Origin of the sequence: Agrococcus baldri (assembly GCA_900114805.1) — a bacterium.
GTDB classification, from domain to species: domain Bacteria; phylum Actinomycetota; class Actinomycetes; order Actinomycetales; family Microbacteriaceae; genus Agrococcus; species Agrococcus baldri.
The window spans coordinates 79704-97247 of record FOZN01000003.1 but is presented as its reverse complement, the minus strand read 5'-3'; the positions used below and the strand labels follow the sequence as shown (position 1 = coordinate 97247).

Genomic DNA, 17544 nt, shown 5'->3' with positions numbered 1-17544 from the left:
GCAGATTGGCATGAGCGTACCAACGGCGCGGCAGCACCAGCGGCGCCGCCGTAGCGTGACGGCATGACCTTCACACCGCTCACGAGCGACTTCTTCGGCTTCGCCACCGACCTCACCGAGTCCGAGCAGGACTCGCTCGCCGAGATCCGCGCGTTCATGGACCAGCACGTGCGCCCCGTCATCGACGAGCACTGGCACGCCGACACCTTCCCCCACGACCTCATCCCAGGCCTCGCCGGCCTCGGCGTGGTCGGTCCGGGCTGGGCCGAGAGCGCCCGGTTCGAGAACTCTGCGGTCTACCGCGGCTGGGTCGCGCTCGAGATGAGCCGCGTGGACGCATCCGTCTCCACCTTCGTCGCCGTGCAGAACGGCCTCGTGGCAGGCTCGATCGGCGTCGCCGGCAGCCCGGAGCAGCGCGCCGAATGGCTGCCGAGGCTCGCCGACTGCTCGGTGATCGGCGCGTTCGGCCTCACCGAGCCGCTCTCGGGATCGGACGCCGCGCAGGGCCTGCGCACCACCGCGCGCCGCGAGGGCGACGAATGGGTCATCGACGGCGCGAAGCGCTGGATCGGCAACGCGACGCACGCCGACATCGTCGTGATCTGGGCGAAGGACGCCGAGGACGGGCAGGTCAAGGGCTTCATCGTGCCCACCGACGCCGCCGGCTTCTCAGCCACCAAGATCGAGCGCAAGATCTCGCTCCGCATGGTGCAGAACGCCGACATCGTGCTCGAGGGCGTGCGGGTGCCGGAGGCGATGCGCCTGCAGCAGGCATCGAGCTTCCGCGACACCGCGAAGGTGCTGCGCCTGACGCGCGCCGAGGTCGCCTGGAGCGCCGTGGGCGTCATGATCGGCGCCTACGAGGCGGCCGTGCGCTACACGAGCGAGCGGGTGCAGTTCGGCAAGCCGATCGCCGGGCACCAGCTCGTGCAGGATCTGCTGGCGAAGTCGCTCGGGCACATCACCGCCTCGATCGCGCTCTGCGTGCAGGTGTCGCGGATGCTCGACGAGGGCCGGCAGGAGGATGCCCACTCGGCGCTCGCCAAGGCCTACGCCACCACGCGGATGCGCGAGGTCGTCTCGTGGTGCCGCGAGGTGTGCGGCGGCAACGGCATCGTCACCGACTACGACGTCGCGCGCTTCTTCGCCGACGCCGAGGCGCTCTACACCTACGAGGGCACCGCGCAGATGAACTCGCTGATCGTGGGCCGCGCGATCAGCGGGCAGTCGGCGTTCGCCTGAGTCGCGCGAGGCGCTCGGCCACTGCCCTCCAGGCCCGGCCGACCGCCCAGCCCGTGACGCTCACGAGCGCTTCGCCCACGATGTCGGACGTCATCTTGGATGCTCCGAGCTCGCGCTCACGGAACAGGATCGGCACTTCGACCACACTGGCACCCGCTTCCAGCGCGCGCCGTGTCATGTCGATCTGGAAGCAGTAGCCCTGGCTGCGCACCTCGTCCAAGGGGATGCGTCGCAGCAGCTCGGCCGTGTACGCGCGGCACCCGGCGGTCATGTCGTGCACCGACGACCGCAGCATCACCCGCGCGTACACATTGCCCACGCGGGAGATCGCCTGCCGGTGCCAGGGCCAGTCGACGACGCCGCCGCCCGGCATCCAGCGGGAGCCGATCACCAGATCGGCGCCCGCCCTGGAGCCGTGCGCGAGCGCCGCCAGCATGCGCGGCACAGCCTCGGCCGGGTGCGAGCCGTCGGCGTCGAACTCGACCACCGCATCCGCCCCCATCTCGAGCGCAACGCGCATCCCGTGCACGTAGGCAGCCCCGAGGCCCGACTTGCCCGCGCGGTGCAGCACGCGCACGCGCGGGTCGGCGGCGGCGATCGCGTCGGCCAGCTCACCAGTGCCGTCCGGGCTCGCATCGTCGATGACGAGCACCTCCACCGTCGGCGCAGCCTGCAGCAGGTCATGCATCGTCACGGGCAGGGCCTCACGCTCGTTGTAGGTCGGCACGAGGACGACGACGCGCATGGGGCTCCTGTTCGCTGGACGATGGCGGCGAGCAATCCTCGCACATGCGCGCGCCGCCCCTGCGTGAGCATCAGCGCTCACACTGAGCCGAGCCGTGGCACGATGGTGCGGTGCCCGGGCAGAGAAGGAGGACGATCCTCGCAGCGTGGATCGTCACCAACGCGGCCTGCGGGGATGCGGTGCGCAACGTCATCGGCTATCCCGCCTGGGCAGGTGTCGTGCTGGCCACCTTCATCTGGGTGGCCGTCGAGCTCGTGCTGCTGCGCGTGCGACTGTGGCGGATGCCGGTCTCGGTCGTGGCGTTCGCCACGATGGCGCTGGTCTCGGCGATCTGGGCGATCGCGCCCGGCTGGTCGCTCGTCGGCTCGGTGATCCTGTTCGGCACCATCGCGAGCGCGGTGCTGATCGCATCGCTGCCCTACCGGGTCATCCTCGACGTCACGCACTGGACGATGCAGGGGCTGCTGATCGCCTCGTTCGTCTTCGAGGCCTTCGTCGCGCTCGTGCTCCGTCACCCGCTGTTCCCGCTCTGGGCGGACTACCCGCCCGATGCCAGCGCCGAGTTCCATTGGTCGAGCGGCCTCATCTTCGAGGGCGGGCGCGTGCAGGGCATCATGGGCAACGCGAACCTGCTGGGCATGGTCGCCCTGATCGCGCTCGTGCTCGCCGGGTGCCGGGCGGCCGCAGGCCTGGACCGCTGGTGGCCCGTCTGGGTGGCGCTGCCGCTGCTCGCCCACATCGTCACGCGCAGCGCGACCGTGCTGTTCGCCACCGCCATGGTCGCGGTGCTGACCTTCCTGGTCGTCTCGTGGGTGCGGTGGCGCGGTGCGACGTTCTACCGCATCTTCGGCATCGCCATCGCCGTGGGCCTGGTCTGCGTCGGGGTGATCGTGGCCAACTGGGCCTTCGTGACCGACTTCCTCGGCCGCGATGCCGACATGACCGGGCGCTTCGACATCTGGGGTCGCGTGATCGACCTCGGCCTCACCTCCCCCGTCGTCGGGGTCGGCTACCTCGGGTACTGGATGCCGTGGGTGCCGCCGTTCGATCAGCTCGGCGAGATGCACGGCACGGTGTACCTGCAGGCGCACAACGTCTGGCTGGATGTGTTCATGCAGCTCGGCATCGTGGGCCTGCTGCTGTGGGGCGGTCTCCAGTACCGCGCGGCGAGGAACTGCCTGGGCGCGCTCTACCGCTCGCCGGTGGGCGAGCGAGCGCTCAACGCCATCCCGCTGCTGCTGTGGGTCGCGCTGTTCATGCAGGGCCTCGCCGAATCCCGACCCTGGATCGAGTTCGGCATGATGCTGCTCGTCATCTTCGTGATCGGGCCGCTGCGCAAGCAGATCGCGCCGCGCGCGCCTCGCACGGTCGCGATCACGACCGTCGGCTGAATCGGGACGGGGCGACCGCCCGGAGCGATCGTTAGGCTGGTCCGGTGACCGAGAACCACCAGCCCGATCGCGACGACGAGCTCATCCAGCTGCGCCAGCAGAACGACCACCTCCGCGGCGCCCTCGAGCGTGCCGAGGATCGAGCCTCGCGCACGGATCCGCTGGACCCGCGCCTGTGGGCGACACGGGCGAAGCGGCTGGCTCGCTTCGGCGGCAGCGCGGCGAGGGCGCTCGTGCGAGGGCGCCGTCGCGGCGCGCCGCTCGAATCCGGCGACCCCTCCGCGCCGTCGTCCTTCGAGCGCTGGTCCGCGCGCATGGACGCCTCCCGCTTCGTCGGCTTCCCGGTGTCCTGGCGCTTCACCAGGGTTCCCGTCTCCCAACCCGCGGGCATCGCAGTCGTGCTGCACTGCCACTTCCCGGAGCTGCTCGATGAGCTGCTCGAGCGGCTCACCGCCATCGACGAGCCCTTCGACCTCTACATCACGAACTCCTCGGGCACGCCGATCGAGGCATCCCGGCTGCGGACGACCGGTGCGCGCCACGTCGAGGTGCTGACCGTCGAGAACCACGGCCGCGACATCTGGCCCCTCGTGCAGCTCGTCAACGCCGGCATCCTCGACCCCTACCCGATCGTGCTCAAGGTGCACACCAAACAGAGCGCGTGGCGTGCCGAGCACGACACCCTCGATGGCGACGGCGCGACCTGGCGCGCATCGTTCGTCGAGTCGCTGCTCGGTTCATCCGACGACGTGACGACGATCGTGTCGGCGATGCGCGCCGACCCCGACATCGCCGTGGTGACGGCCGATGGCAGCATCGCCGGCACCGAGCACTGGGGCGGCGACCTCGAGCTCGTGCGCGGGCTCTACCGGCGCCTGAGCATGCCGCTCGACCCGGAGGCGCTGCGCTTCCCCGCCGGCTCGATGTACTGGATCCGCGGCTTCGTCCTGCAGGGACTGCGCGCATTCCGGTTCGAGCGCGAGGACTTCGAGCCCGAGGCCGGGCAGATCGACGGCACGTGCGCGCACGCGATCGAGCGCATGATCGGGCTGCTCTCCGAGGAAGCGGGCATGCGCATCCTCACCCGCTCGGAGGTTCCCGCATCTCCCGGCGCGCCGTGCACGCAGCCGCGAGCGCGCCTGGTGCCCTTCTACCTGCCGCAGTTCCACCGCGTCGCCGAGAACGATCGCTGGTGGGGCAAGGGCTTCACCGAGTGGTACAACGTCGTCAAGGCGCACCCGATCTACCCGGGGCATGACGTGCCGCTGCGGCCGACCGAGCTGGGCTTCTACTCGCTCGAGCTCGACGACGTCCGCGCCCAGCAGCTCGAGCTCGCCCGCGAGCACGACATCGCGGGCTTCATGTACTACTACTACTGGTTCGCCGGCAAGCGCCTGCTCGAGCTGCCGATCGAGCGGCTGCTCGAGAGCGACATCGAGCAGCCTCTGTGCATCATGTGGGCGAACGAGAACTGGACCAGGCGCTGGGACGGCGGCGACGCCGATGTGCTCATCGCGCAGGAGTACGACAGCGTGCCCGCCGAGGAGTTCATCGAGGACGTCATGCCGCTGCTGCGCGATCCGCGCTACCTGCGTGCGGACGGCAAGGCGGTGCTGGCGGTCTACAAGCTCGCGCAGCTGCCCGATCCGGTCGCCACCGTCGAGCGCTGGCGCGCGCGCTGCCGCGAGGAGGGCGTCGGCGAGCTGCTGCTGCTGCAGGTCGATGTCGGCCCGGCGATGGGCAGCCTGCGCGACGCGGGGGCGCTCGGCATCATCGACGGCTCGCTCGGCTTCGCGCCGCACAACCTCGACTGGGTGGCGACCGAGATCCCCGCGGACCAGTGGGATCCGCGGTTCGAGGGCCGGGCGATGAGCTATCGCGCGATGGTGCAGGGCTACGCGGAGCGGCTCGCCGACCTGCCCGATGACGCCTACCCGGGTGCGATGGTCACCTTCGACAACACCGCGCGGCGGCAGTGGCAGCCCGACCTCTTCACCGGCACGAATCCGTACACCTTCCGACGCTGGCTCGCCGACTGCGCGGCCGCCGTCGCCGATCGCTCACCGGATGCCCGGCTCGTCTTCGTGAACGCATGGAACGAGTGGGCCGAGTCGGCCGTCCTCGAACCGACCGAGCAGTACGGCCGTACCTACCTTCAGGCATGCAGATCGGCGATGGGGGTCGGATGAAGCTGGGGGCTTCGCCGAGACGGGCGCTCGTCTGGGCCTTCCACGACGTGGACGGCAGGCTCGATGCCGCGAACGAGCACTACCTCGGCGCGCTCGTCGCGCAGGTCGAGCGCGCGGTCGTGGTCGTGAACGGCGAGCTCGACGAGTCCGGACGCGAGCGCGTCGAGCGGATGGGTGCCACGCTGCTCGTGCGCGAGAACCACGGTTACGACGTGGAGGCGTTCAAGGCCGGCATCGAGGCGCTCGAGCCGCTGATCCCAGAGCTCGACGAGCTGATCGTCGCGAACTCGTCGGTGTTCGGTCCGCTCCGCCCCCTGCGGCCCATGCTCGACACCATGGCGGCGACGGATGTCGACCTCTGGGGCATCACCCGGCACGCCGCCGCGCACCCCGATGCCGACGCGAGTGCCCCGCGCTCGGAGCGCACCCACATCCAGAGCTACTTCACGGCCTACCGCTCGAGCGTGCTGCGTCACCCTGCATGGGCCGACTACTGGCGCACGCTGCCCCCGATCGAGGGCTACGCAGATGCCGTGCGCCTCCACGAGATGGAGCAGACCGGCTACTTCGAGGACCATGGCTTCCGCTGGTCCGTCGCGGTGGACACCTCCGATCTGGAGCACCTCTCCGCCAACCCGATCATCGGCCTCGCGGCGCGACTCGTGCGGGAGCGGGGCTGCCCCGTGTTCAAGCGCCGGATGCTGTACCTGAGCCTGGACGAGCTCACCGCGCACTCCGATGGTGCCGCGACGGCAGAGCTGTGGCAGCTGCTCGCCGCCGTGCCCGAGTCGATGCGCGAGGAGCTGCTCGACCACGCGATCCGCACCATGCCGGCCGATCGGCTGCGGGTGACGCTCCAGGATCCCGTCTGGCTCGACCAGCCCGTCGAAGAGCCCGCCGACGTCGACGCGGCGATCGTCGTGCTGGAGGGTCCGCTCGCCGCGGCCGCGATCTCCGGCTGGGGTGCGGCGCTCGCCCCGGAGCGGATCGCGCTCGTCACCGGCGACCGCGGCTCCGAAGCGGCTCGCACCGCGGAGCGCATCGGCGCGCGCGTGCTCGCGCCCGGGTCGGGTCCTGCCATGGTTGCGGCGCTGGAGCTCGAGGCCGAGCACTTCCTGGTGCTCGGCGACGATCCTCGCCCGGGCTGGGCAGAGGACGCGCGCATCGCCCGATCGCATGCCGATGCTGCGCTGGGAGCGGATGCCGCCGCAGTCCGCGCCGCCGCTGCGGCCTTCCTCTCAGATCGCGCCCTGGGCGCGATCGTGCCGCCGATCGCCCTCGGCAGGCGCCTGGTCGGCAGCCTCGCACGCACCCCGTCGCGCCGTGGCCGGACGGCACTGGATGTCGCAGGCGAGGGCCGTCCCATCAGTCGCCCGGCGGCACCGACACCGGGCGCATCGCTGTGGGTCCGCCGCGCCGCACTGGAGCGTCTCGCCGACGTCGCCGCGACCCTGCCGCAGCCGGTGCGAGACAAGCTCGAGCACCCCGCGTGGGTCTCCGTGCTGCTGCAGGGCCTGGCGCCCGTCGGCCTGCGCGCCCGCTCAGGCATCACCCGCGCAGCTGCCGCGACGCAGCTCGAGATCGGCGGCGCGGCGATCGCGGCGGTCGCCCAGGCCGTGGGTGCGAGCGCGCACGACACGCTCGCCGACGTGCTCGCGCGTGCCGGCGGGCGTCCGCTCGACTCGACCGTCTTCTTCGACACCGGCAGCGGCTACCGGCACGCGGGCGCGCCGCAGTTCACGCACCCCAACGGCGGTCCGCTCCGCGTCGAGTGCACGGTGCCCTCCGGCACCGTCGGCATCCGCTTCGACCCGGCGGAGGGCACCGGCCTCCTCGTCGAGCGCATCACCGTCGAGACCGCCGGCTACCGCATCCGCCCGGTCAACGGCTCCCGCGCCGGCAGGCTCGACCTGTTCTCGACGCATGACCCGGCCTACGACGTCTCGGGGCCGTTCCGCGGCGGTGACACCATCACCATCAGCGCCGAGCACGCCGAGCGCATCGACGGATCGACGGCGGCGCTCGAGCGCATCGAGCGCCGCTTCGGCCCGCTCGGACCGCTGGGACGGGTGCGCTCGCTCGGCGTGCGGGTGGTCCGCAAGGCCGTCCGCACGGCGCGCACCAGGCGCCCCTGACCCTCGACCGTCCGCGGACGCCAGCGGCTGCGGGCGCCGGTGCTCCGACGGCCGGACGAGGACGGATGCCCTGGCCGGCCGTCGGTGGCGCGCGTCAGGGGCAGAGGCGGTACGAGGCGACGCTGGTCGCCAGCGTCGGCGTGCCGCCGAGCAGCACCACCTCCGAGGGGTCCCAGCCGACGATGCGGTCGTTGGTCGGCACCGGGACGCACGTCCTGTGCGAGAGCATCAGCGGCGCTCCCGAGGCGCCCGCTGCGGCGGCGCCGGGCAGCGCATCGGCGAAGCTCTCGCCGCTCGCCACGAGCACGGAGTCGGCGCTGGGGAAGAGCGACCCGAGCTCAGCGGCTGTCTCGAAGCGGTTGCCTCCCGCGAACCGCTCCACCTGGACGCCAGGCGTCCGCACCGCGGTCTCGATCCCTGTGGAGATGGCGTTGCCGTTGCCCACGATGCCGATGTAGCCGGCGCCGAGTGCCGCGAGGGTCGACCGTGTGGCGGCGTCCGGTGCGGCAACCTTGCCGTCCACGAGGAGCACGGGCCCGTCCAGGTGTGCTGCGGCGGGACCTGCAGCGAGCGCGTCCGGGAAGCTCCGGCCGGTCGCGAGGAACACAGCATCAGCCGTGTCGAATGCGTGCTCGGCGATCATGCGGCTGGTCTCGAAGCGGTTCGCGCCGCCGAGCCGCACGACGTCAGCCGCGAGCGGCCGCACCTGCGCCTCGGCAGCCGTCGACACCGACGGCGCGCCGCCGACGATCACGATCTGCTGGGGCCGGAGCCGCTGGATCTCCGCGAGCACGTCCTGCGGCACCGCGTCGCGCGGTGTCAGCAGCACGGGACCGCCCTGGTGCGCGGCGGCAGGACCGGCGGCAAGGCCGTCGGGGAAGCTCGTGCCGCTCGCCAGGTAGACCACGCGTGCCGTGCCCGGGAAGGAGCGCTGCGAGATCTCCACCGAGGTGCCGAAGCGGTTCGCACCCGCGACGCGATCCGGCGCGGGCAGCGCCGCGCCTGCCGCGACGGAGATCGACCGGCAGCCGAGCGACGTGGTCGCGTGGCCGCCGACGCGGTCGAGCGCCGTGATGCAGACCTGGTGGTCGCCCGCTGCCAGCCGCAGCGGCACGCTGAAGCCGTGCGCGGCGCCGTAGCCCGGATTCGCGCGCTCGATGTCTGGGCGAGCGCCGCTCGCCGCGTACGTGCCGAAGGTGCGGCCGTCGACCGAGACGCGCACGTCGGTGGATGCGGCGGTGTCGGGATCGAGCGCCCAGCCCGCCGCGATGGCCTGGCCGCCCGCGGCACCCCGCACGAGCGAGTCGAAGCTGCCCAGCGGCGGACCGGTGCGCGGCTCGGCGGTGTGGCAGCCGAGCAGCCGGACCTCGCCGCCGGCGGCGCCGTTCATGGCGTGCACGCAGTACGTGTCGCCGGCGGCCGACAGCGGCACCTGGATCGCGAAGCCGTGGGCGGGGCCTGCTGTCGGCACCGAGCTCTGCACGTCCGGGCGCGCCAGGTCGGCGGCCGTCGACTTGGCCCAGGTGCCCGTGCCGTACGGCCCGCCGCGGTAGACGTGCACCTGGATCGGCCCGGTGGTGTCGGGGTCGTGTGCCCAGCCGCGGAGCGTGGCGGTCGAGCCGACGGCGTGCGCGCTCTCGAAGCTGCCGATCGGGGAGCCGGTGATGGGAGAGATCGTGGCGCAGCCGATCATCGTGTTGCCGTCGCCGGTCTCATCGATCGCGTGGGCGCACACGCGCGTCGTGCCGCTGGGCATCGTGAGCGATCCGGAGAATCCGGCCGAGGTGCGGTTCTCACGATTGGCCAGTGCGCTGCCCGTGTAGGGCTGGTCGGCCATCAGGGTGCCGACGTTCCTGCCGCTCGGGTAGGGCGCGTTGGCGTAGATGTGCACCCTGGAGGGCGCCGTGATGTCGGGGTCGAACGCCCAGCCGCTGACGCTGACCTGCAGCCCCTCGGAGGTGGCGCTCGCGTTCAGCTCGCCCACCGAGGGGCCGACGAGACCGCCGCGGGGGTCGCCGAACCAGTCGGTGTACAGGCGCCAGAAGTTGCGGTTGCCGTACGCGGAGCACGAGTCGCCGGTGCCGTAGAGGTTCGCGAGCGCCGCGGCGTTGGGCTGGTACGGCGTGTAGTTGTAGAGGCCCGCGGTCGCCTGGTTCTGGATGAGCACCCGGCTCGATCCGCACGCCGCGTTGGGGTGGTAGAGGATGTTGTTCACCACACCTGCGCGGTGGTTGTAGTTGCCGGGGTGGTCCGCGTAGCGCTGGAACTGCCGGGCGCCGTAGTAGATCTGGTAGAAGAAGCCGCCCACCGAGGCGTCGCACGGCGCGGTGTCGGGGCAGCCGAAGCCGGTGGCCTTCTCGTAGCGGGTCGCCGAGGGCGAGCGGTGCGTCACGAGCGACTGCTCCTTCTCGAGCAGCACGAGCAGCACGCGCTGCGAGACGTCGCACGCCTGGCCGACACGGGCGATGATGCTCGCCGCCGTCTCGCGCGCGACGCCCTGGTAGGCGCGGCAGTACTGATCGGCGGCGATGGAGGGGGTCGACTGCGCGTAGGTGTCGAGGCACGTGTAGCCGCTGGCGCAACCCGGGTGCTTCTGGTTGATGAAGGTCTGCACCTGCGTCGTGCTCAGCGCACCGCCCTCGAAGAAGTTCTTGTCCGAGATCAGGTTGCCGGGGGTGAAGTCGGCAGCGCTCGCCGCCTCGGCGGGAGCAGGCGGCGTCGCGGTGATCAGGCCCGCCAGCACGGCGATGACAGCGACCAGAGCGGCAAGCGGCCGTCGTCTGAGCATGGTGGTTCCCCGCATTCAACCTTAAAGTTTCCGTTGAAGTGTAACCGTTGGCCGATGCACGCGCCGGATGCGGCGTGGCGCGCTCCCTCGCCGTGCCGCCCCCCTCTCCCGCTGGGATACGATGGCGCAGTTCATCTGACCGCCTGGCGAACGCCGGACAGGCGGCTACCGCAGGGCAGGAGCACCGATGTCTGACGTCGCGACCCGCCGCGCGCAGCGACTGGCCGACGAGCCGTGGGAGCACGCGGGCGCACGCTCGAGCGGCTTCGGCGGCTTCCTCGCCTCGGTGCGCGACATCTGGCAGTACCGCGAGCTGCTCGGCCGCCTCACGAAGCGCGAGCTCAAGGCGCGCTACAAGGATTCGAAGCTCGGCTTCGTGTGGAGCCTCGTGCGGCCGTTGACGATGCTGTTCGTCTACGCCGTCGTCGTCGGCGAGTTCCTCGGCGCAGCGCGGCAGATCGAGAACTTCGGCATCTACATCTTCGCCGGCCTCGCGATCTACACCGTCTACCAGGAGATTGTCGGAGCCGGCACGAGCGCGATCGTCGTCAACTCGGGCCTGATCAAGAAGGTCTACCTGCCGCGCGAGATCTTCCCGCTCGCGACGATCGGCCCGGCGATGTTCACCCTGGTCATCCAGCTCGCGATCCTGATCATCGCCGCCATCGTCACGGCGAGCCTGCACACCGGCGAGCCGGGAGTCGGCGTGATGACGTTCGGCATGCATCTGCTGTACGCGCCGGCAGCCATCGTGCTGGCGATCATCTGGAGCGCGGCCTTCGCGCTCGCGCTGTCGGCGATCAACGTGTACCTGCGCGACATCGCCTACCTGGTCGACGTGGTGCTCGTGCTCGTGATGTGGGGCTCGCCCATCCTGTACTCCATCAGCATGGTCGAGGAGCGCCTGGCGGGCGGGGCCTTCGAGTGGCTGCTGCCGGTCTATGTGAACAGCCCCGTCACGCTCACCGTGCTGGGCTTCCAGGAGGCCTTCTGGCAGGCGGGCGCCGCCACGGCGCACGTGCCGGCGCTGTGGATGAACATGCTCATCAGCGCCGGCATCGGCCTGCTCGCCGTCTACGTCTCGCAGCGCATCTTCGCGCGCCTGCAGGGCGACTTCGCGCAGGAGCTGTGATGACGAGCGTTCCCATCGTGCGACTCGACGACGTGTCGAAGCACTTCACCGTGCGCAAGGACAAGAGCCTGAAGGAGCGCATCGTCAACGCCGCTCGCGGGCGCGCGCACGCCGAGCACTTCGAGGCGCTCAAGCACATCTCGCTCGAGATCGACAGCGGCTCGACGGTCGGCCTCATCGGCCCGAACGGCTCGGGCAAGTCGACCCTGCTCAAGACGATCGGCGGCATCATCCAGCCCTCCAGCGGCACGGTCGAGCGACGCGGACGGATGGCGGCGCTGCTCGAGCTCGGCGCAGGCTTCCACCCCGATCTCACCGGTCGCGAGAACGTCTACCTCAACGCATCGATCCTCGGCCTGTCCGAGCGGCAGACCGATCAGTACTTCGACGCGATCGTCGACTTCTCGGGCATCGAGCAGTTCATCGACCAGCAGGTGAAGTTCTACTCCTCCGGCATGTATGTGCGGCTCGCCTTCGCCGTCGCCGTGCACGTCGATCCCGACCTCCTCCTCGTCGACGAGGTGCTCGCGGTCGGCGATGAGGCGTTCCAGGAGAAGTGCCTCGAGAAGATCCGCTCCTTCCAGCTCGAGGGGCGCACGATCGTGCTCGTCACCCACACGCTCAGCCAGATCACCGATCTGTGCACGCGCGGCGTCGTGCTCTCGCGCGGCTCGATGGTGTTCGACGGCCCGCCGATCGAGGCGGTCGAGGTGCTGCGCGGCGGCTTCCGCTCGCAGCGCGAGTACGAGGACGCCCGCAAGGAGCACGTCGCCGACGTCGCGGCGCAGGAGCAGCTCGAGCGCGTCACGATCGATGCCGTTCGCCTGGTCGACGAGCACGGCAGCACCACCCGCAGCGTGCACGCGGGCAGCGACGTCACCCTCGAGGTCGACCTGACGGCGATCGATCCGATCGAGGACTGGCGCCTCGGGGTCTCGATCGCCAACGGCTTCGGGCAGACGGCCCTGTTCACCACGACCGAGCGGCTCGGACTCGACCCGAAGCGCCTCGCGGGTCCGGCGCGCATCCGCTTCGCCATGCCCGACCTGCACCTGGGCGCCGGCTCCTACGTCACGAGCGTCTCGCTCGAGCGCCGCTCGGGCGGCGAGCTCGCTCGCGCGCAGGACGCCGTCACGTTCCAGGTCGACGACGACGGCGCATCCGTCGGCATCGCGCGCACGGCGCTGCGCGTGCACGTCGAGCCGCGCTGACGCCGGCGCCCGGCCTCACCCCCAGGGATCGGTCGGGTACCACCTCGCGGCAGCGTGGAGCTCGGCGGCGAAGAACCCGGCGAGCGACCTGGCGAAGTCCTCGCCGATGTGGCTGTTGTCGACGAACGTCACGATGCCGCCGAGCGCCGGCGTGCACACGCTGCCCGGGCAGATGCGGTCGTTGAGGTCGATGAAGAGCCCGCCCGCATCCTCGATGCTCGACGCGTAGTCGGCCAGGCCCGGTATTCGCAGCGTCGCCCTGAACGCGCATCCGGGGCTGGTGTAGCCCTCGCGCTCGGCGCACTCGAGCGGGCTGAAGTCCGCGCGCGGGTTGTCGCGCAGGCCCACCACGAGCGTCCCTGTGCGCTCGTGCAGGTAGTCGACAAAGCCGGCGAACCCGCCGCCGGTGGTGAAGAGATCCTCACCGCCGTCCGGGTGCGTGAGCGACGCGATGGTGAAGACGACATCGGGCGAGGTGGCCAGGATGTAGTCGATCGCGGTCCGCCAGGTGCTGCTGCACGCGCCGACCTCCTCGGGCCACGCGTTGTCGGCGGGCCAGTGGAAGTAGCAGCCCGGCGACGTGTAGGTGCGCACGTGCCAGGTCGGATGCTGCTCGATGACCTCCATGAGCGCCGGCGACATGGCCGCCGAATGCGAGCTGCCCACGATGACGAACGAGCGCTCGGGCGAGACCTGCTGGCCCCAGTCCCGGCAGATGCCGGCGAGGTAGGGGTCGTCCTCCGCGCACGGCTCACCAGGCTCCTGCGCGAACGAGGCGTTGAGCGCTTCCCCGGGGTAGACCGTCTCGAAGACCTCGTCCGGATCGGCGTTGGCGCCCATGGTCGCCAGGTCGAGGCTCGTCTGCTGCTGCGCCTGCTCCTCCACTGAGCGCTCCAGGTATGCCCGGATGCCGACCACCGAGCCGAGGACCAGCGCGACGCAGACGATGATCGCCACGAGCTGGCGCAGCCAGCCCCTGCGGCCGGCGCCCGATCGGGTCATCCGAGCCGCCGGCTGCTCCACGCCGTGGTAGATCAGCACGCTCGCCACTCCCGACACCACCAGGATGCCGAGCCCCTGCAGCGGGTCGGGTCGCTCGATGCCCGTCGCTGCCGCGAACAGCACCAGGGCGGGCCAATGGGTCAGGTACAGCGCGTACATGTACGATCCGGCCCGCTCGAGGACGGGGTGCCGCAGCACGGCGTTGCCGCCGTAGTCGGGCTCTCCGGGCGCATCCGCCGCGAGCAGCACCAGCCCCGCCGCGACGACCGGCCACAGTGCGGCGAAGCCGGGGAAGGCGGACTCCACGGGGAGCAGCCAGCCGGTCGCGAGCACGGCCGCGAGCCCGACCCAGGTCATCCCGTGCTTCATCCGGGTCGACAGCCGCAGCCACGGCGCGATGAGCGCGAAGATCGACCCCGCCGCGAACTCCCACAGCCTCCCCCAGGTGTCGAAGTAGGCGAGCTGCTGGTCGACCGAGACCGAGATGACCGACCACGCGAAGGATGCCAGGAAGATCACCGAGAACGCGACCAGCAGGGCCTGCCGCACGCGGGCGCGGAACAGCAGCGCCACGAGCACGTGGATGATCGGCCACAGGATGAACATGTGGCCCTGCACCGAGAGCGACCAGAAGTGCTGGAACACGCTCGCGGTCGACCGCGCCTGCGCGAGGTAGTCCACCGCGTTGCTCTGCAGCCAGAAGTTCATCGTGTAGCTGATCGCGGCAAGCGCCTGGTCGGTGAGGTCCTGCCAGTGGCGCTGGGAGAGCAGCAGCAGCGCTCCTGCCAGCGCGAGCAGCGTCGCGGCCGCGGCAGCCGGCAGGAGCCTGGCGAACTTCCGCAGGATGAACGGCACCAGCTGCACGCCCCTGTGCTGCTCGACCGCGCTCGTCAGCGATCTCGTCAGGAGGTAGGCCGAGATGATCAGGAAGATGTCGACGCCACCGGAGACGCGCCCGAACCAGATGTGGAACGCAGCGACCATCAGCAGCGCGATGGTGCGCAGTCCCTGGATCTCGGCGATGTACTGGGGCGCGGTGCTCGCGCTGCCGCGGGCACGTTCGCGGACGGAAGTCATGGAACTCTCAAGTGATCGGGGACGGAGGTCGCCGGGATCGCCGACGGGCGACCGCAGTGTCAGCGCTGCGCGAGCAGACCGCGCAGGTACTCGCCGTAGCCGCTCTTCAGCAGCGGCTGCGCGAGGGCATCGAGCTGTGCGTCGTCGATCCAGCCGGCGCGCCAGGCGATCTCCTCGATGCAGCCGATCTTGAACCCCTGGCGGTCCTCGATGACGCGCACGTACTCGCTCGCCTGCATCATCGACTCGAAGGTGCCCGTGTCGAGCCACGCGACGCCCCGGTCGAGCACCTGCACCTGCAGCTTGCCCGCGTTCAGGTAGTGCTCGTTGATGCTCGAGATCTCGAGCTCGCCGCGCGCGCTCGGACGGATCGACTTGGCGATCTCGACCACGTCGTTGTCGTAGAAGTAGAGCCCGGGGACCGCGTAGCTGCTCTTGGGCTGCTCGGGCTTCTCCTCGATGGACACCGCTCGCATGTCGTCGTCGAACTCGACGACGCCATAGGCGCGCGGATTGGAGACCGGATAGGCGAACACCAGGCCCCCGTCGACGTCGCGGTGCTGGCGCAGGCTCGAGCCGAGGCCCGTGCCGTGGAAGATGTTGTCGCCGAGCACCAGTGCGGCGGACTCGCCGTCGAGGAACTCCTCGCCGATGATGAAGGCCTGCGCGAGGCCGTCCGGGCTGGGCTGCACGGCGTACTGGATGTCCATGCCGAGGGCAGCGCCGTCGCCGAGCAGCGCGCGGAACTGCTCGTTGTACTCGGGCGTCGTGATGACGAGGACCTCGCGGATGTCGGCCATCATGAGCGTCGACAGCGGGTAGTAGATCATCGGCTTGTCGTAGATGGGCATCAGCTGCTTCGAGATGCCCTTCGTGATCGGCCACAGCCGGGTGCCAGAGCCACCGGCCAGGATGATGCCGCGCATCGACGCTCCAATCGTCTTGGTGCCGCCGAGCGCGGCGCCAACAGTCTACTGCGCGCCTCGCGGTTCGCTCGGGCCGGCATCCTCGCGCACGCTCGCGACCGACACGGGTCGTGCACGACCGGCTGTGCGGATGCCGTGCGCGACCGCCGTCGAATCGGATCCGGCGGGTGCGGCCGGGAGTTTTCATTGACGCGGAGTGTGCACGGACGGCAAGATGCTTCCTGTCCCCCACCCAACATCGGAGCTTGTTTCGTGTCTTCCCCTCGCACCGGAGTGCGCTCACACGCTGCCCTCGTCCTTGCCGCGATCGCAGCAGTCGCCCTGGGCGCCACCTTGCTTCCGGCCGAGCCTGCGCAGGCTTCACGCCTGGTGGACCGCATCGACGGACCCGACCGCTACGCCGCGAGTGCCGCGATGTCCCGCGAGATGGGCAGCTCCGCCACGGTCTTCCTCGTCTCCGGGCAGACATACCCGGACGCACTCGCCGCAGCGCCCGTCGCCGCCGCCGAGGACGCGCACATGCTGCTGACGCCGTCGCACGACATCCCGCCGTCGATCGAGAACGAGATCCGCAGGCTCTCCCCCACGAAGATCGTGCTCGTCGGTGGCGAGCCCACGATCTCGAGCGCCGTGCAGCAGGAGGCTGCTGCGCTCGCGCCAGGTGCTCGGATCGAGCGCATCGCCGGCGCCAACCGGGTGGAGACGTCGATGCGGCTGCTCGACCGGCTGCGCCTGAGCGTGCCGGCCGCCGACGTCTGGGTGGCGAGCGGCCGGAACTTCCCTGATGCCCTGGCCGCCGGTGCAGTCGCAGCCCGCGAGGGCCACGGGCTCGTACTGACGACCGGCGCCGACGCGTACTTCCAACAGCAGCTCTCGGCACGACTCGTCGGCACAGCCCGCTTCCTCATCGTCGGCTCGTCAGCCTCGGTCGGCAACGATGTCGAGTCGGCGCTGCGCCAGACGGGGCGCACGGTCGAGCGGATCGCCGGCTCCGACCGCTACGCCACGGCCGTCGCTGTCAACCAGGCCTTCACCACGACGGCACCCGTCGGCCGGATGCTGCTCGCGAGCGGGGCGAACTTCCCCGATGCGCTCGGCGGCGCGATCCTGTCGGGCACCACGGGCAGCCCGCTCTACTTGACCAACCCGCCGTGCGCGTCGACCGATGCGGTCGCCGTCGATGCGAACCGAGTCGGGGCGAGGGACGTCGTCGCGCTCGGCGGACCGCCCTCGGTGAGCAGCGCGGCAGCCCAGCTGCGCAACTGCGACTCCCTCGCGGCAGCATCCGCGATCGACGTCGCGGTGGACGCCAACCGCGCGGAGCAGGATCCGCCGCTGCCGGGGCTCGCGCGGCACGCGTGCCTCGATGCGATGGCGCAGGGCTGGGCCAACCAGATGGCGGCCCGCCAGCTGTCCGGCGGCGTGCACAACCCGTCGCTGACGGTGCAGGCACGCGCGTGCGGCATGCGCTCGTGGGCTGAGAACGTCGGCCGCACGTGGGGCGGCGAGCGCCCCGATCCCGACCGCATGATGGCCGCGTGGCTGGCCTCGCCCGCGCACGCAGCCAACATCCAGCGCGCATCGATGGAGCACATCGGCGTGGGCGTCGCGCGCTCGAGCGACGGCTACTGGTACTACGTGCTCACGTTCGGCACCGACTGAGACCGATCCTCGCGGTCGACGGCACGGACGACGCCGCGGCGCTT

Annotated in this window: 11 protein-coding genes; 7 read left to right on the top strand and 4 right to left on the bottom strand. The window is 70.9% G+C overall.

The window, feature by feature from the left end; translation table 11 throughout:
* Positions 1 to 63: 63 nt before the first annotated feature.
* Complete coding sequence (locus tag BM288_RS08735) at positions 64 to 1242, top strand: acyl-CoA dehydrogenase family protein (RefSeq protein WP_092918029.1); 1179 nt, start codon at positions 64 to 66, stop codon at positions 1240 to 1242.
* On the opposite strand, the gene BM288_RS08730 is transcribed toward BM288_RS08735, so the two are convergent.
* Entirely contained in the window at positions 1217 to 1987 is a 771-nt protein-coding gene (locus BM288_RS08730; RefSeq protein ID WP_092918027.1) for a polyprenol monophosphomannose synthase, read from the bottom strand. The two genes, BM288_RS08735 and BM288_RS08730, sit on opposite strands and share 26 nt — an antisense overlap.
* A gap of 110 nt (positions 1988 to 2097) precedes the next feature.
* Between BM288_RS08730 and BM288_RS08725 the strand changes: the two genes are divergently transcribed.
* Genes BM288_RS08725 through BM288_RS08715 form a run of 3 tightly spaced genes read left to right on the top strand, consistent with a single transcriptional unit; the run spans position 2098 to position 7702 of the window.
* Positions 2098 to 3378, top strand: a complete 1281-nt coding sequence (locus tag BM288_RS08725; protein WP_092918025.1) for an O-antigen ligase family protein — start codon at positions 2098 to 2100, stop codon at positions 3376 to 3378.
* Positions 3379 to 3422: 44 nt separating this feature from the next.
* A complete protein-coding gene (locus BM288_RS08720; protein WP_092918023.1) occupies positions 3423 to 5567 on the top strand; it encodes a glycoside hydrolase family 99-like domain-containing protein in 2145 nt (714 codons plus the stop codon).
* Entirely contained in the window at positions 5564 to 7702 is a 2139-nt protein-coding gene (locus BM288_RS08715) for a rhamnan synthesis F family protein (RefSeq protein ID WP_177220323.1), read from the top strand. The genes BM288_RS08720 and BM288_RS08715 overlap by 4 nt, the downstream gene beginning before the upstream one ends.
* A 94-nt stretch (positions 7703 to 7796) precedes the next feature.
* Here BM288_RS08715 and BM288_RS08710 read toward each other — a convergent pair whose 3' ends face one another.
* The gene (locus BM288_RS08710; RefSeq protein ID WP_092918019.1) at positions 7797 to 10490 is read right to left on the bottom strand and encodes a cell wall-binding repeat-containing protein; all 2694 of its coding nucleotides are present in this window, start codon (positions 10488 to 10490) and stop codon (positions 7797 to 7799) included.
* Between the two features lie 187 nt (positions 10491 to 10677).
* On the opposite strand from BM288_RS08710, the gene BM288_RS08705 reads away from it, so the two are divergent.
* A complete protein-coding gene (locus BM288_RS08705; RefSeq protein WP_092918017.1) occupies positions 10678 to 11622 on the top strand; it encodes an ABC transporter permease in 945 nt (314 codons plus the stop codon).
* Positions 11622 to 12833, top strand: a complete 1212-nt coding sequence (locus tag BM288_RS08700; protein WP_092918015.1) for an ABC transporter ATP-binding protein — start codon at positions 11622 to 11624, stop codon at positions 12831 to 12833. The genes BM288_RS08705 and BM288_RS08700 overlap by 1 nt, the downstream gene beginning before the upstream one ends.
* 15 nt (positions 12834 to 12848) lie before the next feature.
* On the opposite strand, the gene BM288_RS08695 is transcribed toward BM288_RS08700, so the two are convergent.
* Together BM288_RS08695 and rfbA are read right to left on the bottom strand one after the other, a co-directional pair.
* Entirely contained in the window at positions 12849 to 14912 is a 2064-nt protein-coding gene (locus tag BM288_RS08695) for an acyltransferase family protein (protein ID WP_092918013.1), read from the bottom strand.
* 59 nt (positions 14913 to 14971) lie between these two features.
* Positions 14972 to 15838, bottom strand: a complete 867-nt coding sequence (gene rfbA, locus BM288_RS08690) for a glucose-1-phosphate thymidylyltransferase RfbA (RefSeq protein WP_092918011.1) — start codon at positions 15836 to 15838, stop codon at positions 14972 to 14974.
* A gap of 369 nt (positions 15839 to 16207) precedes the next feature.
* Here rfbA and BM288_RS08685 point away from each other — a divergent pair, with 369 nt between their 5' ends.
* Positions 16208 to 17500, top strand: coding sequence for a cell wall-binding repeat-containing protein (locus BM288_RS08685; protein WP_092918009.1), 1293 nt, complete (start codon positions 16208 to 16210; stop codon positions 17498 to 17500).
* The last annotated feature ends 44 nt before the right edge of the window (positions 17501 to 17544 follow it).

Bases quoted from the DNA above. Each gene is read 5' to 3' on its own strand.
- BM288_RS08705 (WP_092918017.1), top strand. From the start codon at position 10,678: ATGTCTGACGTCGCGACCCGCCGCGCGCAGCGACTGGCCGACGAGCCG.
- BM288_RS08710 (WP_092918019.1), bottom strand. From the start codon at position 10,490: ATGCTCAGACGACGGCCGCTTGCCGCTCTGGTCGCTGTCATCGCCGTG.
- BM288_RS08700 (WP_092918015.1), top strand. From the start codon at position 11,622: ATGACGAGCGTTCCCATCGTGCGACTCGACGACGTGTCGAAGCACTTC.
- BM288_RS08735 (WP_092918029.1), top strand. From the start codon at position 64: ATGACCTTCACACCGCTCACGAGCGACTTCTTCGGCTTCGCCACCGAC.
- BM288_RS08695 (WP_092918013.1), bottom strand. From the start codon at position 14,912: ATGACTTCCGTCCGCGAACGTGCCCGCGGCAGCGCGAGCACCGCGCCC.
- rfbA (WP_092918011.1), bottom strand. From the start codon at position 15,838: ATGCGCGGCATCATCCTGGCCGGTGGCTCTGGCACCCGGCTGTGGCCG.
- BM288_RS08715 (WP_177220323.1), top strand. From the start codon at position 5,564: ATGAAGCTGGGGGCTTCGCCGAGACGGGCGCTCGTCTGGGCCTTCCAC.
- BM288_RS08730 (WP_092918027.1), bottom strand. From the start codon at position 1,987: ATGCGCGTCGTCGTCCTCGTGCCGACCTACAACGAGCGTGAGGCCCTG.